Origin of the sequence: Neobacillus terrisolis, assembly GCF_051233475.1 — a bacterium.
In the GTDB taxonomy this organism is placed as follows: domain Bacteria; phylum Bacillota; class Bacilli; order Bacillales; family Cytobacillaceae; genus Bacillus_BU.
Window position 1 is genome coordinate 48350 of sequence record NZ_JBKFGH010000015.1, and the last position, 17666, is coordinate 66015.

The following is a 17666-nucleotide window of genomic DNA, read 5'->3' on the forward strand; positions in this document are numbered from 1 at the left end:
GACCTTCTGACCGGATTGGCTGTAGACCTGTGAACCCCTAGCCGCTGGAGCTAGACATTTTACTATTTCTTTAAAAAAAGGTGATAAAGGGTGCTCCCTCTTATCACCTTTTATTGTCTTGCTAAACAAAATTATGCAGTAACTTCTTCACCTTGTTTAGCTTCAAGGATTGCATCTGCCATTTTACCAGTTAATAATTTAACTGCGCGGATTGCATCATCGTTAGCTGGGATAACATAATCGATTTCATCTGGATCACAGTTAGTATCAACGATACCAACGATCGGGATGTTCAATTTGTGTGCTTCAGCAACAGCAATACGCTCTTTGCGTGGGTCGATGATAAATAATGCATCTGGAAGACCCTTCATATCCTTGATACCGCCTAGGAATTTTTCTAAACGCTCTTGCTCTTTTCTTAATTGAACAACTTCTTTTTTAGGAAGAACATCAAATGTTCCATCTTCAGACATTCTTTCGATATCTTTAAGGCGTGCAATACGCTTTTGGATTGTTTCGAAGTTTGTTAAAGTACCACCTAACCAACGTTGGTTAACGAAGTACATACCAGAACGAGCTGCTTCTTCTTTAACAGAATCTTGAGCTTGTTTCTTAGTACCAACGAAAAGGATTTTACCGCCGTTACCAGCTAGCTCCTTAACGAAGTTGTAAGCTTCTTCAACCTTTTTAACTGTTTTTTGAAGGTCGATGATGTAGATACCGTTACGCTCCGTGAAGATATACTTCTTCATTTTTGGGTTCCAACGGCGAGTTTGGTGTCCGAAGTGTACACCAGCTTCAAGCAATTGCTTCATAGAAATAACTGACATGTTTTTTTCCTCCTAAAGGTTTTAGTTTTCCTCCGCTAAGTTCATCTTTAACCGGAAACTTAAATTAAGCACCTGCCGATTAAATCCGTTAGCGTGTGTATTAACACCATGAACTAATATAGCATATGTGATTTAGACAATCAAGTTATTCCTGTTTATCTAAGTTAGAAAAAAAATGATTATTCCGTACGATCGGTAATTGGATTCATCATTTATATTAGATACATCCTATTATGTGCGGTCCGAATAGCAAGGTCATATGTTTTTGTATTAAATTCAATCGACCTTCCGCTACTCCCACCCACCTCTTCTGCTATCACCTCAATCGAACGAATGGCTAATTCCTGTCTGACCGCCTCAATATTTCTCAGTCCCACTTTCATTAATGAAGAAGAAGCTAAACCTGGAAACATTTCTGCTCCTCCAGCTAGTTTTGCTTTTAAATTAGGAAGGCGAGCCCCTTTACTAATTAAACTAGTCACTAAAGCTTGAATCGCTATGTCAGCAAACTTTCCTTTTTTGTGAGACTCTGCTTTTGCTAGTTTAGAATTAGGAAGCATAACATGAGCAAGACCGGAAACTTCCTCAGCTTGATCAAATAATACCACCCCGACACATGATCCCAATCCAGATGTTTTCAAGATAGCAGCACCAGTAACCGTTTCGATTCCAGCAATTCCGACACGAATAGAAGGGAGTTCCCTATCCTTAATCATCATTAGAAATACCTAGAGCGTTAAAAATAATCGTAAAGAAATTGGGATCCGGTATTAAGAAAAAGTATCCCTTAATGCTTTCTGTGTTTGTTCCAGCATCTTCCTTTAATGCAGTATCAATCACGATTCCAACATCACTTTCTTTTGACAGTTCAATAAAACCGTAGCTTATGATTGCACCAAACAGATCAATGGACAGAGTAGGAACAGTCGAAACTAACGAAAGGTTGGTAAAATTTGCCAACGATGATATATAAGAACCTGTTAATATATTTCCCAGTTCCTGCAATGCTGAAGCTGCAATGTCTTGATCTAATTCATCATAAGGGAGACTCGAGCTTCCAAAAAGCTGCTGAATGGAATGTTCCACTTGATGGAGCGGAAGAATGAAAAACATGCTCCCAGTTGCATCCCCCTCAATTCTTAAGTATACACTTGCAACAGTTTGATCGCTTCCTCCTGCCATTTCCATCATTTCTTCAAAGGACAGTACTCTAGCACTTGGTATCTTCATTTCAATTTTCTTATTTAATAGCTTTGATAAAGCCGTTGCTGCATTGCCAGCACCGATATTGCCGATCTCTTTAAGAACATCTAATTGCATCTCTGTAATTTGATTAATGAACGACATTCTTTCCACCTTCATTTCTATGCTGTGAAATATCTGACTCTATCATTTTTTCAATATCCAGTACCGTGACTAATTGTGAATCGATGATGGAAATTCCCTTCACCCACTGTGCTTGAAGGAATTCATTTTTGGCAGGAGCAGCTTTGATTGAATTTAGGTCTAGTGTATATACATCCGTTACAGCATCTACTAGTAGACCGACCACTGATTCGGAAATTGACACTAAAATAATCCTTGTTTGATTGGTCAGCTCATGCTTAGGAATAATCTTTAATTTTTCACGGAGATCTAATATTGGAATAACCTCTCCCCTTAAATAGATAATCCCCTTAATATAGGGAGGTGTAAAAGGAACTCTTGTGATGGCTTGAGCCTTCTCGATAGATCGGACCGAACTAATCCCGATAGCATAAGCATGGTAATTTAATTCAAAAACAATGACTTTAAACTCATTAAGAAGTTCCTTCAAATTTACTCACTCCCTTCTTCTTCATTCATTAGCTAGTTTCGCCGGGGGCTTCTCCTGTTTTTTGGCTCTATAAATTCCTTATCACTAGACAAGATAACGATTAAATCAGTGTATGACAATCAACAATTAAAGCCAATTGTCCATCGCCTAACACCGCAGCACCAGAGATCCCCCTAATAGGTGGCAAATAGTTACCTAGAGGTTTCAGCACTACTTCCTGGTGTCCAATAAAGGAATCTACAACAAAGGCGATGGTTTTATTTCCTATTTGAACCATTACGATTTTTAGAGAATCCTCTTCATATGCCCCCCCGGGGACTTCTAATAATTCTTGAAGGTAAACGAGCGGAATGGTCTTATCACGAAAACTAATACTCTTTTGACCTTCTATACTCATTACTTCTTCTTGTTTCTTAATTACTGTCTCGATAATGAATGAAATGGGAATGGCATAAATCTCTGATTGAATTTTGGTTAATAATACTGATTGGATTGATAAAGTGAGCGGTAACTTGATTAAAAAAACGGTGCCCCTCCCAAGCTGAGAATTAATTGTCAATGTCCCCCCCAGCGATTCAATCGTATATTTCGCAACATCTAATCCGACGCCTCTCCCGGATATGTTTGAAATTTCCGAAGAGGTCGAAAAACCTGACATAAATAAAAGATCATACACCTCTTGATCCGAAAGTCCTTGTTCGTCATTTTCGGCCAGAAGTCCCTTGGTTATTGCTGACTGGATAACCTTTTCACGATTAATTCCGCCACCATCATCACTTACCTCGATAAAGACGTGATTCCCGCTATGGAAAGCCTTTAAGGTGATCTTTCCCTCAGTCGGTTTGCCCAGTGTTTTTCTTATATCAGGGTATTCAATTCCATGATCTACACAATTGCGCAGTATATGAATAAGGGAATCACCAATTTCATCAACGACGGAGCGTTCTAGCTCGGTTTCTGCACCAATTATTTCGATGCTGATTTGCTTATTTAATTCTCTTGCTAATTGGCGGATCATTCTTGGGAATCGATTAAACACAGTACTGATTGGCAACATGCGCATATTTAGTAAGACACTTTGCATTTGACTTGATAAAACAGCCATACCATCAACCGATTCCCGTAACTCTGGATGATCTAATTCCCGGGAAATTTGTTCTAATCTACCACGGTGAATAACAAACTCTTGAAATAAGTTCATTAATGTATCAAGCCGTTCAATTTGGACTCGTATTGTTTTATTAATAGCTGGGATGGCTGTGAAGGTTGCGAATGGTTCTAAAGAACCGACTTCTTGGGGATTTTTAACAATCCCATCAAGTCTCTCTTGATTCCAATTAGGATTAATAATAGGCAGGCTATTTAATTCTGCATTCTCAACCTCTGAAATGTTAATAAGATGCTGATAAATGCTTTCTGAGGTACTCTTTGTTGAAAATGTAATGGTAAAAGTTAAATCAAACTGTTCCTCTTCAAGTTGATCAAAGGAAGGAACCGATTTGATGATCTCCCCTAACTTTTCTAATGTATGAAAAATCAGGGCCACCCTTGCTGCTTTTAATAAGCAATCTTGAGCAAGCGTAATCATTATTTCAAAGACACGGCTCCCCTGTTCCATTGCTTGTTGAATAATCGTGATCTCTAAAGGATCATAGACGATTTCATGGATGGAATGAGGTTCCGTGTTCGGACTATATTGATACCCATTCTCTTTTTTCTGTTCTGTCCTTTCCGGATTCTTTTCCAACTCCATTAATCTTTGCAGAGCGTCCGAAATGTTTCTCGTTCCATTTCCTCCCGTAATTATGGATTGCAGGATTAAATCCAATTCGTCTACTCCAAAAAACAATCCATCTAGTACCGCTTTCGTTACACCGATTCGACCATCTCGGATTGCATCAAGAAGATTCTCTAACTGATGTGTCAAATTGGTCAAATCTCCATATTCCATCGTTGCTGCCATTCCCTTTAATGTATGTACTGAACGGAAAATTTCATTAATAACCGCTATATTTTCCGGGTCTTTTTCAAGCTTGATAAGATGTTCATTACAGGCTTGCAAATGCTCTTTGCTTTCATCGATAAATACTTGTAAGAAGTCGATTAACTCCATGCCTATCCCTCCTTTTAAACAGGATGAAAAACTTTTTTCGGTTGTGTTTTTCTGGGATGATTGACAAAAAACACCTTTATATGTATATCAGTCTTATTTTACTATAAGCTTTGTCGAAAAAAAGCGAATTTTTTTTCGAACAAAGGAACTTTTCGAAAGCAAAAGCAAAAAAAACCAAGCAATGGCTGCTTGGTTTTTTGTATTTAAACAATTAGTTAGATTTTAACTTCTCAAGTTCAACAAGGAATTTATCGTTAAGAACTTTAATGTACGTCCCTTTCATTCCAAGAGAACGTGATTCAATTACGCCAGCACTTTCAAGTTTACGAAGTGCGTTAACGATAACAGAACGAGTGATTCCAACACGGTCTGCAATTTTTGAAGCTACTAATAGGCCTTCATTTCCATTAAGCTCTTCAAAAATATGCTCAATTGCTTCTAACTCACTGTATGATAATGAGCTAATAGCCATCTGAACAACTGCTTTGCTGCGTGCTTCTTCTTCGATCTCTTCTGATTTTTCACGAAGAATTTCCATCCCAACTACAGTAGCACCGTACTCAGCTAAGATAAGATCATCATCATGAAACTGTTCTTCAATACGGGATAAAATAAGTGTTCCTAAGCGCTCTCCGCCACCGATAATCGGAACAATTGTGGTTAATCCAGCATTGAAAAGTGATTTATTTTCATAAGGAAACGCTGAATACTCACTTTCAATATCAATGTTTGAAGATGTTTCTTGAATATTAAAAAGGTTCTTTGAATATTCTTCAGGGAATTGACGATCTTCAAGCATTTTCTTAATGCGTTCATTTTCAATTGATTGCTTAATTGCAAAACCTAATAATTTACCACGACGGCTTACAACGAAAACGTTAGCTTCGATAACATCACGTAGAGTTTCAGCCATTTCTTTGAAGTTAACAGGTTTCCCTGCTGCTCTTTGTAGCATCGCGTTGATCGTTCTAGTTCTTGTTAATAAGTCCATTAATTCTTCCTCCTATGTGCTTCAAACGAACATTATGTTATTGTATTTTTCTCTTTATATAAAACCATTAGGTTGTTACACCCAAAATTTAATCCTTCATTAGAGGATAAATTGACTTAAATCTTTGTCTCTAGAAATGGCTCCGAGCTTTTCTTCTACGTATTGAGGAGTTATCGTAATTTTTTCTAACGTAATATCTGGTGCCTCAAATGATAAATCTTCGAGAAGCTTTTCAAGAATCGTGTGTAAACGTCTTGCTCCAATATTATCCGTATCCTGATTCACTTCAAATGCCACTTCTGCAATCTTACGAATAGCATCGTCAGAAAATTCAATTTGTATACCTTCTGTTTCCAATAATGCTTGATATTGTTTTATTAATGCATTATCTGGCTCAATTAGTATTTTTACAAAATCATCAACAGTTAACTTTGTCAGTTCAACCCTAATCGGAAAACGGCCTTGTAATTCCGGGATTAAATCAGATGGTTTTGCCATGTGAAAAGCCCCAGCGGCAATAAATAAGATATAGTCGGTCTTGACCGATCCGTATTTAGTCACGACTGTTGAACCTTCCACTACCGGTAAAATGTCTCGTTGAACGCCTTCCCTCGAAACATCAGCAGATGAGCCTCCGGAATTTTTGCTGGCAATCTTATCAATTTCGTCGATAAAGATGATCCCGGTTTGTTCAGCCCTTCTAACTGCTTCCATCGTTACTTCATCCATATCAATTAATTTCTGCGCTTCTTCATTGGTTAGAACTTTTCTCGCTTCACTTACTGTCAGCTTGCGTTTTTTACGGCGCTTAGGCATCAAACTGCTTAATGCATCCTGCATATTCATTCCCATTTGTTCCATACCAGATCCTTGAAGCATGTCAAACATGGAAGGTTGCTGTTCCTCGACCTCGACCGTTACAATTTCATTTTCTAATTGTCCGGACGCAAGCTTTTCTTGAACTACTTTTCGCTTTTCTGAATTAGCGGATTCTTCTGTAGCTTGATTATCATATTGGTCCGACTGAGGCGCATTGCCTCCGAACAACATTTCGAGTGGATTCTTGTAGGTCGTTGATTTTTTGTTACTCGGAACAAGCAAGTCTACTAACCGGCGGTTGGCGTTTTCCTCGGCCCGGTCCTTTACATTAATCATCTTTTCTTCTTTGACAAGTCGTACCGAAGTTTCTACTAAATCTCTAACCATAGATTCAACATCGCGGCCAACGTAACCAACTTCGGTAAATTTAGTTGCTTCCACTTTGATAAACGGGGCACCAACTAATTTTGCCATCCTTCTAGCAATTTCCGTTTTACCTACCCCTGTTGGGCCGATCATTAAAATGTTCTTAGGAACGATTTCATCTCGGATCTCCTCGGTTAGCAGGCTTCGGCGATAACGGTTTCTAAGGGCTACTGCAACAGCTTTTTTTGCGTCTTTTTGACCGACGATATATTGATCAAGTCTCTCAACGATTTGACGAGGGGTTAAATTTGTTGTTTTTCCCATTTCTTATGTCTCCTTTCGTTTAAAGCTCTTCAACAATAATATTGTCATTCGTAAAGACACATATGTCTGCTGCAATCTCAAGAGCCGAGCGGGCAATTTCACTAGCAGTTAAGTGTTCACCTGTGTATTTTTTCAATGCACGTCCTGCTGCCAGCGCATAATTACCGCCAGAACCAATTGCTAGGATCCCATCGTCAGGCTCGATCACTTCACCTGTACCTGAGATCAGAAGTAAATCCTGTTCATTCATAACGATTAACATCGCTTCCAAGCGGCGAAGAACTTTATCACTTCGCCATTGTTTTGCAAGTTCAACCGCAGCTCTTTGGAGATTTCCGTTGTATTCTTCCAGCTTCCCTTCAAACATTTCAAATAATGTAAAGGCATCTGCCACGGAACCGGCAAAACCGGCGATTACTTTTCCATTAAACAATTTTCTAACTTTTCTTGCTGTGTGTTTCATCACAACTGCATTACCAAATGTAACTTGACCATCACCAGCCATTGCACATTTGCCATTATGATGAACAGCAAAAATAGTAGTAGCATGTATTTGAGACATGTAACCAATCCCCTTTCGAGAGTTAAGCCCTAGGATGATGTGACATATACGTATTACGCAAATAATCCTTCGTAACATGTGTATATACTTGGGTTGATGATAGTAGAGAATGCCCAAGTAGCTCTTGAACCGTACGCATATCAGCTCCATTGTTAAGAAGATGAGTCGCAAAGGTATGACGTAGCATATGCGGATGAATTTTACCATTTAATGCTGATTTCTCAATAATTGAGTTTAAGATTGTTCGAACTCCTCTTGCAGTCAGAGGACCCCCTCGAAAATTAACAAACAAAAAATCGTGATCTTTTTTTGTGTTTGTAAGAATTTCCTGTCTCCCATGTTGTATGTATAGTTCAAGGGCATCTTGTGCAAAGCTTCCAAACGGTACGTATCTTTGCTTCTTTCCTTTTCCATAAACAAGGACAGTGGAGACAAACATATCTAAGTCGCTCATTTTGACTTGGCAAATTTCACTAACACGCATTCCAGTTGCATACAAAAGCTCCAATAACGCTTTATTTCTCTGCCCTAGTGGTGTAGTAAGATCACATGCTTTAAAAAGTTCGTCCATTTCTGATTCGTAAAAAAAAGCAGGCAGACGCTTTTCAATTTTAGGTATCGAAACTAAGGAAAATGGATTATCCTCAACTAATTCTTCTCTTAACATAAACCGATAAAAGCTACGCAAACTTGAGATTTTGCGTGCCACTGTCTTTCTGGCAAGTTTTTTCTCATACAGCTTCGTTAAGTAAAGCCGTACATCCAAATAGTTAACTTGGTTTACGCTTTCAATTGCTTGCTCAGACATGAACATAAGGAAATCTCTAATATCATGTTGATAATGTTCAATTGTATATTGTGAAGAATTTTTTTCAATTTGTAAATATTCGATAAATAACTTTAAAGAAACGTTCACATTTTCCTTCATTTTAGCCACCTCACAAGGGCTACTAAATATTATCATATTTAATAGGGCAACACAAGGAACTTTACAAATTTTTCACAAAGTTCTGAATTATCTGTAAAGCTCTTCCAGCTAATGCTTCATACCGCTCTTTTTTTCCTCTAATTCTTTCCGGCAGCTCAGGGAATAATCCAAAATTGGCATTCATCGGCTGAAATCTTTTTGGGTTTGCAGTTGTAATGTAACTAGCCATACTTCCCATTGCCGTTTCCTTCGGAAATTCTACTGGCTCTTTTCCTAAAACGAATCGTGCTGCATTAATTCCGGCAATCAAACCACTTGCTGCTGATTCCACATACCCTTCAACCCCTGTCATTTGACCGGCAAAGAATAAATCACTTCTTGAATTAAATTGATAGGTAGCTTTTAAAACTTTAGGTGAATTAATAAAGGTATTGCGGTGCATGACCCCGTAGCGAACAATTTCTGCTTGTTCGAGACCAGGAATTAATTGGATTACTTCCTTTTGCGGGCCCCATTTTAGATGGGTTTGAAAACCGACAATATTATAAAGCGTCCCTGCTGCATCATCTTGACGTAATTGCACGACGGCAAAAGGTCTTTTACCTGTGCGAGGGTCTTCTAATCCAACCGGCTTCATTGGTCCAAACAGCATCGTTTTCTTCCCGCGATTGGCCATAACTTCAATCGGCATACACCCTTCAAAGAAAATCTCTTTTTCAAATTCTTTTACCGGTACTGTTTCAGCACTAATGAGCGCTTCATAAAACCGATTAAATTCCTCTTCTGTCATTGGGCAGTTTAAATAGGCCGCTTCTCCCTTATCATAACGGGATTTTAAATACACCTTATCCATATTTATGCTGTCTTTCTCAATAATAGGTGCAGCAGCATCATAGAAATATAAATATTCTTCACCGGTTAAGTCCTTTAACTTTGCAGCTAATGCTTGACTTGTTAACGGTCCTGTCGCAATAACCGTTGGACCTTCAGGAATTTCCGTTACTTCCTCGTGAATCACCGTCACATTAGGGTGCTCTTTTACTCGGTTGGTGACATGGGCAGCAAATTCGTGGCGGTCAACCGCAAGCGCCCCTCCTGCCGGAACTGCGCACGCATCAGCAGAACCGATAATAACGGAATCTAACATTCTCATTTCTTCTTTTAAAACTCCAACTGCATTTGTTAATGTGTTTGCCCGTAATGAATTACTGCAAACAAGTTCGGCAAATTGATCGGTATGATGTGCAGGTGTTTGTTTTACTGGTCTCATTTCATATAGGCGAACTTTAATTCCTCTTTTTGCTAATTGCCAAGCAGCTTCACTTCCAGCTAAGCCTGCTCCAATTACGTTAACTGACGCTTCCATCTTTTTAGCCCCCTGTAGGATAAATAAAAATTGCTCTGTTAAACTTGACAGTTGATTTCCGCTACAGGCACTTCGCTTTCCGCGGGCGGTTCGGGGAGCCTCCTCGGCGCATGGGCGCCTGTGGGGTCTCCCCTGTCCCGTACTCCCGCAGGAGTCTCGTGCCCTCCGCTCCAATCAACTTATGTCGAAAATCAAAATTACCTTTAACACAGCCAAAAAACTATCGTTATGTATATGCAAAATTGGGTTATGACAAATTCATTATTATTTTACCCTTATGATCTAGCGATCTTGCATGTATTCATACGTTTCATTATTACTATAAGTTTCATTTATATGCAATATAAAAGAGTGAGCAATGCTCACTCTTTACTTTTGTTGCTCTTCTTTGTAATCACAACTAATACATTGAACTTGGACACCTTTTTTCAGTTTCTTCTCAACGAGCAGACTGTCACATTTCGGACAATTCCGCGGTAAAGGCTTATCCCAAGAAATAAATTCACAAGCCGGGAAGCGATCACATCCATAAAAAATGCGGCGCTTTTTGCTTTTACGTTCAATAATATTGCCTTCTTTACAATTCGGACATTTAACCCCGATATCCTTTACAATTGGTTTCGTGTTCCGACAATCTGGAAAATTACTACAGGCCATAAACTTTCCATAGCGACCCATTTTAAATACCATTGGGCTATGGCATTGCTCACAATCTTCCCCTGCAGGTTCATCCTTTATTTCAACATGTTCCATTTCCACTTCAGCTTTTTCCAAGCTCTTTTCAAAATCCCGATAAAACTCATCGATTATTTTAAGCCAATTGACTTTTCCTTCCTCGATATTATCAAGGTTTTGCTCCATCATTGCAGTGAAATCGATATTGATGATTTCCGGGAAAAACTCCTCAATCATCTCATGAACAATTTCACCCAATTCAGTTGGAATAAACCGTTTATTGTCGAGAGCCACATAGCCGCGCTTTTGGATCGTATCCAAGGTTGGAGCATAGGTTGACGGGCGGCCGATCCCTAATTCTTCAAGCGTTTTAACTAATCTTGCCTCCGTATAGCGTGGCGGCGGCTGGGTAAAATGTTGTTTCGGTTCAATATCCTTTTTTAGAACCTTGTCTTTATTTTCAAGATCAGGGAGCATTTTTTCTCTTTCTTCAGACTGATCATCCGTTCCTTCCACATACACCTTCATAAACCCTGGGAATTTAACCTTAGAGCCGGTTGCTCTGAAAATAACTTCACCATTTTTAAGGTCGACACTCATCGTATCCATTACAGCCGAAGCCATTTGACTGGCCACAAACCGTTCCCAAATCAATTTATACAATCTTAACTGATCTCTCGATAAAAACTCTTTCAAGCTATTAGGCTCACGAAGTGTGCTTGTAGGGCGAATCGCTTCATGTGCATCCTGTGCATTGGTTTGTTTTTTTTCTTTCCGTTTCTCGGTCTGAAGGTAGGCTTCACCAAACGTTGATAGAATGTATTCCGAAGCTTCATTTTGTGCCACTTCAGAGATCCTCGTTGAATCGGTTCTCATGTAAGTGATTAAACCAACTGTTCCTTCTTTTCCGAGTTCGATTCCTTCATAAAGCTGCTGAGCCAGCATCATTGTTTTCTTAGCTCTAAAGTTCAATTTTCTTGCTGCTTCCTGCTGCAGAGAGGAAGTGATGAACGGCACTGCGGGATTGCGCTTGCGTTCTTTTTTCGTCACCGATTCAACCGTAAAGTTTTTGCCCTTCATCTTAGCAAGGACATTTTTTACGTCTTCCTCGGATTTTAGCTCTACTTTCTCGTTGCCTATCCCAAAGAAAGAAGCCTCAAATGTTTCATTTCCTTTCAAAAACTCTCCGGAAATCGTCCAATATTCTTCTGGTTCAAAATCTTTTATTTCTTTCTCACGATCAATAATTAGCCTGACAGCGATTGACTGAACCCGACCAGCACTTAAGCCCTTCTTAATCTTCTTCCATAATAGCGGACTAATATTATAACCGACCAATCGGTCAAGAACCCGTCTGGCTTGCTGGGCATCAACCAATCCCATATTAATCGGACGTGGATTCTTAAAGGATTCCGTAATGGCATCCTTCGTAATCTCATTAAACACAACTCGGCATTCAGAGTTAATGTCCACATCTAAACTATGAGCTAAATGCCAGGCAATCGCTTCTCCCTCTCTGTCGGGGTCGGCTGCGAGATAGACTTTTTTCGCTTTTTTCGCAGCTGTCTTTAATTCTTTTAACACGGGACCTTTCCCGCGAATTGTAATGTATTTAGGTTGATAGTTATGTTTTACATCCACACCCATTTGGCTTTTTGGCAAATCAATCAAATGCCCCATGGACGCTTTTACTTTATATTTTTTTCCAAGATACCGTTCAATCGTTTTCGCCTTTGCCGGCGACTCCACGATTACAAGATAGTCTGACATCCAGTAGTCCTCCTTAAGAGGGAGTATTCGTAAATCTCCATTTATTTAATTAAAAAAATAAGATGTTTTAAATTAATCATTATTATTGAACAAATAATTTAAATTTGTCAATTATAAGCTAAAGAAAACGTTTCCATGATGATACCGAAAAAAATTTTTTCCTTTAAATTGTGAACGAACATCTGTTGCAAAATGTATAACAGATTGGCAATAATTTCAACCTTTTTTGAAAAAAAACTTAAAAAATCAACTTTTTCGAGCATAAATGAGCAGAAAGGAATAAATTCAACAATAAATTATTTAGGAAATTCTTCCATAATATCCGCAGCCGTTTTAACTAATTTAGCCCCTTGTTGGATCAAATCATTAGCTCCCATCGAGTAAGGGCTCAAAATGCTGCCGGGAACCGCAAACACTTCTCTGCCTTCATTCACTGCATAGCTGGCTGTGATCAACGAACCGCTTTTCCTTTGGGCCTCTATAATAAGCGTTCCAAGACTCATCCCGCTGATGATTCGATTCCTTAACGGAAACTGCCATCGTTCCGGTTTAGTGTCTGGCGGGTACTCTGAAATAAGCAAATGGTTTTGAGCCATTGTGCCGGCAAGAGCTATATTTTCCTTAGGATAGAGGTGATTAAAACCTCCAGCGATGACGCCGATAGTGTTCCCGCCAAGCTTAATCGCCATTTCATGACTGTAAGCATCAATTCCTTTCGCTAACCCACTCACAATGATAAAATCCTCGTTTATTAACTCTGGAAATAATAACTGAATAGCGGACTTGCCATAGGACGTGGCCTGTCTCGACCCTACAACAGCTAACTTCTTCGGTTTCCGCAATAATTCCAGCTTGCCTTTACCATAAAGAACCCAAGGTGGCTGGTAGGTTTCTTTCAGTAATTGCGGGTAAACATCATCAAAAAAAGTAATCGGGAAAATATCATTTTGTTGGTATTGAAGGAGGAGATTAAAAGTGGATTCTTTTGGGAGGTCATAGTTTGGAAGAGACCGTGTGGGCAGGTTTACAATCTGTTTTAATTCAGTAACTGTAAAATCATTGATCGAAGAAAGCGTGGGGTCTGTTTTCAGGATGGTATAAAACGTTGTCCAACTAATCCCCCGCCAATGGTGAAGAAATAATAGTTTTGTTTGAAAATGGTCCATAAAGGATACCCTCCTCGTGAAAAAATTCACAATATATTCATATATAAATAAATTGGGATTAAAAAAATGAGGGATGATTGATTGAAATTTGCTTCAATGAGGATAAAGTCCCTCAAACTGAGGGACTTCGGTAGAAAAAAGGAGAGTAATATACGATATTAGATCTCCTCTTTCTTTCTATCTTAATGAGTTCGACACTTTTCGTATAAACCCTTTTCTTTAAGAACTTCAATTAGTGTTTCACCCATGACAGACGGTGTATCTGCCACTTTTATGCCACATTCGTTCATGACACGGATTTTTTCATCTGCAGTACCTTTACCGCCTGAAATGATCGCACCGGCATGGCCCATACGCTTTCCAGGAGGTGCAGTTCGTCCGCCGATGAAGCCCACGACAGGCTTGGTCATGTTAGCCTTTACCCATTCTGCTGCTTCTTCTTCGGCTGTACCGCCAATTTCACCAATCATAATAACAGCATAGGTTTCAGGATCCTCATTAAAAGCTTTAAGAACATCAATAAAGTTTGTCCCATTTACAGGGTCTCCTCCAATTCCAACAGCTGTTGATTGGCCGATCCCGGCTTGCGTTAATTGATGAACAGCTTCATAAGTTAGCGTTCCTGAACGAGAAACTACGCCGACATGACCTTTTGTATGAATATAGCCTGGCATGATGCCAATTTTACACTCATCAGGCGTAATGACACCTGGGCAGTTTGGACCAACGAGACGCGTTTTCTTTCCTTCCATATAACGCTTTACTTTTACCATATCTAAGACCGGAATATGTTCAGTAATACAAATGACAAGGTCTAGTTCTGCTTCGACCCCTTCTAAAATGGCATCAGCAGCAAATGGAGCCGGAACATAGATTACGGAAGCGTTTGCACCAGTGGTCTGGACAGCCTCTTTCACTGTGTTAAATACCGGAACTCCCTCTACCTCTGATCCGCCCTTACCTGGACTTGTACCACCAACAATTTTCGTGCCATATTCTAGCATTTGCTTCGTATGAAATAATGCTGTCGCACCTGTAATTCCTTGAACAATTACTTTTGTATCTTTATTGATAAATACGCTCACGTGAATTCTCCCTCCCTAATCCTATTCCGTTACTAATGAAACGATTTTTTGCGCTCCATCGGCCATTGATTCTGCTGCAATAATATTTAGTCCTGATTCCTCAAGAAGTTTCTTACCGAGGTCAACGTTCGTGCCTTCTAAGCGAACGACTAAAGGTACGCTGAGACCCACTTGTTTCGCAGCTTCCACAACTCCTGTCGCAATAACGTCACATTTCATAATACCGCCAAAGATATTGACAAAAATCCCTTTAACGTTTGGATCAGAAAGGATGATTTTAAACGCTTCCGTTACTTTCTCAGCTGTCGCACCGCCCCCAACATCCAGGAAGTTAGCCGGTTCGCCGCCATAATACTTAATGATATCCATAGTGGACATCGCAAGCCCGGCGCCGTTTACCATACAACCGATATTGCCATCTAATGAAACATAGCTTAAGTCATATTTTGAAGCTTCGATTTCTTTTGCATCCTCTTCATCTAGGTCACGATACTCTAATACATCTTTTTGACGGTAAAGAGCATTTGCATCAAAATTTAATTTTGCATCAAGAGCCATTACTTTGCCATCGCCAGTTACGACTAATGGGTTAATTTCAGCAATGGAACAATCTTTTTCGATAAAAGCTGTATATAAACCTTGCATAAATTTACATGCTTGGTTCACAAGTTCTTTAGGAATATTGATGTTAAAAGCAATCCGGCGTGCCTGGAATGCTGTCAGTCCAACAATCGGATCAATTTCTTCCTTAAAGATTTTTTCTGGTGTTTTTTCTGCAACTTCTTCAATTTCAGTTCCGCCCTCTTCTGATGCCATTAATACAACATGAGAAGTAGCACGGTCTAATACTAAACCTACATAATATTCTTTTTTAATGTCGCAGCCTTCTTCTATTAGTAAGCGTTTAACTTCTTTACCTTCTGGTCCAGTTTGATGCGTTACTAAGGTTTTTCCCAAGATTTCGTTTGCATATGTACGCACTTCATCTAGGTTTTTGGCTACTTTAACTCCGCCAGCTTTTCCCCGTCCGCCAGCGTGAATTTGCGCCTTGACTACACAAACTTCTGTCCCAAGAGACTTTGCTGCTTGTACTGCTTCTTCAACCGAAAAAGCCACTTTCCCATTCGGTACGGATACCCCGTAAGACTTGAGGATTTCTTTCCCTTGATACTCATGGATATTCATTTCCCATCCTCCTATTACACTTTCAAATATAGACTGCGTGTTTACATTTTATTAAAAAAAATGTCTCACTGTCTACTAATATAACATAAAGTATCGAAAATTTGTGCTAAAATTCAGAAATTTTTAATATTTTTAATATTCAATCTATTTTGATTGACGAATAATGTTAGAAAAAAAGCTGTCTAGCAAGGGATTATCCCCTTTGTAGGCAGCTTTTTTCTAATAAAATTCTATCACTTTACTATGTAGTCTTTTATTGGTGCAAAGGTTTTGCGATGGTGAGGAGTAATCCCCTTCGTTTCAATGGCCTCTAAATGCTCCTTCGTTCCATAACCCATATTGCTTTCAAAGCCATATTCCGGATAGTTTTGACCTATTTCTTTCATGAGGCGGTCCCTTGTTACTTTTGCAATAATGGAGGCTGCCGCAATTGAGATGCTTTTGGCGTCACCCTTTATGATGGCCTCAGAAGGGTATGGTGTTTCTAATTTCATGGCATCAATTAGTAAAAAGTCTGGCTTGGTTGTTAGTCCCGCCACGCTTGCGAGCATGGCTTTTTTTGTCGCTTCATATATATTGATTTGGTCGATCTCTTCCGGTGAAATTGACCCTACACTATACGAGATTGCTTGACTGATGATTAGTTCATAATAGGCTTCACGCTTTTGTTCGGTTAATTTTTTCGAATCGTCAATACCGGGCAGGTAGAAGTTTTCAGGAAGGATAACAGCTGCCGCCACTACCGGGCCAGCTAACGGTCCACGTCCCACTTCATCTATTCCGGCAATATGCTGGTAACCTTTTTGGCGTAGTTTGCGTTCGTATTGGCTCATTTCGATGAATTTTTCACGGAGCAGCTTTTCTTGCTCACGCTGTTTTTGCCACTTTAAGAGGAGCTGCTGCACTCCTTTGCGCTCGTCTGCTTGTAGTTCTTTTATAAAATGTTGATCTTCTTCTTGTAGCGATTTTAGGCGTTCTTCTATTTGTCTAATTGTAAGGTTCTTCATTTGATTCTCCTGCATTGTTTTGTAAAAGTATTAGATTAATTATACTAAAAAAAAGAGGATGATATTGTTTTATTTTTAGAGCTAATTCTATTAAAAGAATGAGTGGGGACGAGTGGGAATGAATTTGAAAGGTTCGGCTGGTGCATATTTTTGAAAAGTTGGTTCATATATTTGGAAGGTGGTCCATATATTTTGAAAGTTGGTCCATATATTTTGAAAGTTGGTCCATATATTTTGAAAGGTGGTCCATATATTTTGAAAGTTGGTCCATATATTTTGAAAGTTGGTCCATATATTTGAAAAGTTGGTCTATATATTTAAAAAGTTGGTCCATATATTTTTTCAAATGGTCCATATTCACATATTGACGGGCATATACGCATTTTCGCGAGCAAATATTCTCCAAAAAATAGCGAAAATCTTATAATTTTTTAAAAAAACTCCCCTTTTTTTAAAAAAACACAAAAAAATTACCTCATTTCAGCAAAAAGTGATAATTTTTTAGCACAAAACAAATAAATCTTCATTTTACACTTAAAAAAAACCAAATCCCGACTGTTAACTTTTTAGCCCCCTTACTAATTTGGACACCTAAATTTAGTAGGAGTACAATTTAGTCATAAGGGGAGGAGTCCACTATGAGTAAGAGAAATAGTGTGATTG

The 17666-nt window shown here is 39.0% G+C and carries 15 protein-coding genes; all 15 read right to left on the reverse strand.

The features are described from left to right. Positions 1–131: 131 nt before the first annotated feature. A complete protein-coding gene (gene rpsB / locus ACI48O_RS10825; protein ID WP_435561818.1) occupies positions 132–830 on the reverse strand; it encodes a 30S ribosomal protein S2 in 699 nt (232 codons plus the stop codon). Between the two features lie 212 nt (positions 831–1042). Then, positions 1043–1549 carry a chemotaxis protein CheD gene (locus ACI48O_RS10830; RefSeq protein WP_435561819.1) on the reverse strand — a complete coding sequence of 169 codons (507 nt, stop codon included), beginning with the start codon at positions 1547–1549 and terminating at the stop codon, positions 1043–1045. Then, positions 1539–2177 carry a chemotaxis protein CheC gene (locus ACI48O_RS10835; protein WP_435561820.1) on the reverse strand — a complete coding sequence of 213 codons (639 nt, stop codon included), beginning with the start codon at positions 2175–2177 and terminating at the stop codon, positions 1539–1541. Before ACI48O_RS10835 ends, ACI48O_RS10830 begins: the two co-directional genes overlap by 11 nt. Continuing rightward, entirely contained in the window at positions 2164–2646 is a 483-nt protein-coding gene (locus ACI48O_RS10840) for a chemotaxis protein CheW (RefSeq protein WP_435561821.1), read from the reverse strand. The genes ACI48O_RS10835 and ACI48O_RS10840 overlap by 14 nt, the downstream gene beginning before the upstream one ends. 100 nt (positions 2647–2746) lie before the next feature. Next, complete coding sequence (locus ACI48O_RS10845; RefSeq protein ID WP_435561822.1) at positions 2747–4759, reverse strand: chemotaxis protein CheW; 2013 nt, start codon at positions 4757–4759, stop codon at positions 2747–2749. A gap of 211 nt (positions 4760–4970) precedes the next feature. Continuing rightward, complete coding sequence (gene codY / locus ACI48O_RS10850) at positions 4971–5750, reverse strand: GTP-sensing pleiotropic transcriptional regulator CodY (RefSeq protein WP_435561823.1); 780 nt, start codon at positions 5748–5750, stop codon at positions 4971–4973. Positions 5751–5849: 99 nt separating this feature from the next. After that, positions 5850–7259: an HslU--HslV peptidase ATPase subunit gene (hslU, locus tag ACI48O_RS10855; protein WP_435561824.1), complete on the reverse strand. Its 1410-nt coding sequence runs from the start codon at positions 7257–7259 to the stop codon at positions 5850–5852. A gap of 19 nt (positions 7260–7278) precedes the next feature. After that, positions 7279–7821 (reverse strand): ATP-dependent protease subunit HslV, encoded by a 543-nt coding sequence (gene hslV / locus ACI48O_RS10860; protein WP_435561825.1) that lies wholly within the window; start codon positions 7819–7821, stop codon positions 7279–7281. 22 nt (positions 7822–7843) lie between these two features. Beyond that, positions 7844–8749, reverse strand: a complete 906-nt coding sequence (gene xerC, locus ACI48O_RS10865) for a tyrosine recombinase XerC (protein ID WP_435561826.1) — start codon at positions 8747–8749, stop codon at positions 7844–7846. Positions 8750–8810: 61 nt separating this feature from the next. After that, entirely contained in the window at positions 8811–10115 is a 1305-nt protein-coding gene (gene trmFO / locus ACI48O_RS10870; protein ID WP_435561827.1) for an FADH(2)-oxidizing methylenetetrahydrofolate--tRNA-(uracil(54)-C(5))-methyltransferase TrmFO, read from the reverse strand. Between the two features lie 369 nt (positions 10116–10484). After that, positions 10485–12560: a type I DNA topoisomerase gene (gene topA / locus ACI48O_RS10875; protein ID WP_435561828.1), complete on the reverse strand. Its 2076-nt coding sequence runs from the start codon at positions 12558–12560 to the stop codon at positions 10485–10487. 296 nt (positions 12561–12856) lie between these two features. Continuing rightward, positions 12857–13726 (reverse strand): DNA-processing protein DprA, encoded by an 870-nt coding sequence (gene dprA / locus ACI48O_RS10880; protein ID WP_435561829.1) that lies wholly within the window; start codon positions 13724–13726, stop codon positions 12857–12859. 182 nt (positions 13727–13908) lie between these two features. Next, positions 13909–14811 carry a succinate--CoA ligase subunit alpha gene (sucD, locus tag ACI48O_RS10885; protein ID WP_435561830.1) on the reverse strand — a complete coding sequence of 301 codons (903 nt, stop codon included), beginning with the start codon at positions 14809–14811 and terminating at the stop codon, positions 13909–13911. A gap of 21 nt (positions 14812–14832) precedes the next feature. After that, positions 14833–15996 carry an ADP-forming succinate--CoA ligase subunit beta gene (gene sucC, locus ACI48O_RS10890; protein WP_435561831.1) on the reverse strand — a complete coding sequence of 388 codons (1164 nt, stop codon included), beginning with the start codon at positions 15994–15996 and terminating at the stop codon, positions 14833–14835. 233 nt (positions 15997–16229) lie between these two features. Continuing rightward, positions 16230–17003: a ribonuclease HII gene (locus tag ACI48O_RS10895; protein ID WP_435561832.1), complete on the reverse strand. Its 774-nt coding sequence runs from the start codon at positions 17001–17003 to the stop codon at positions 16230–16232. Between the last annotated feature and the right edge of the window lie 663 nt (positions 17004–17666).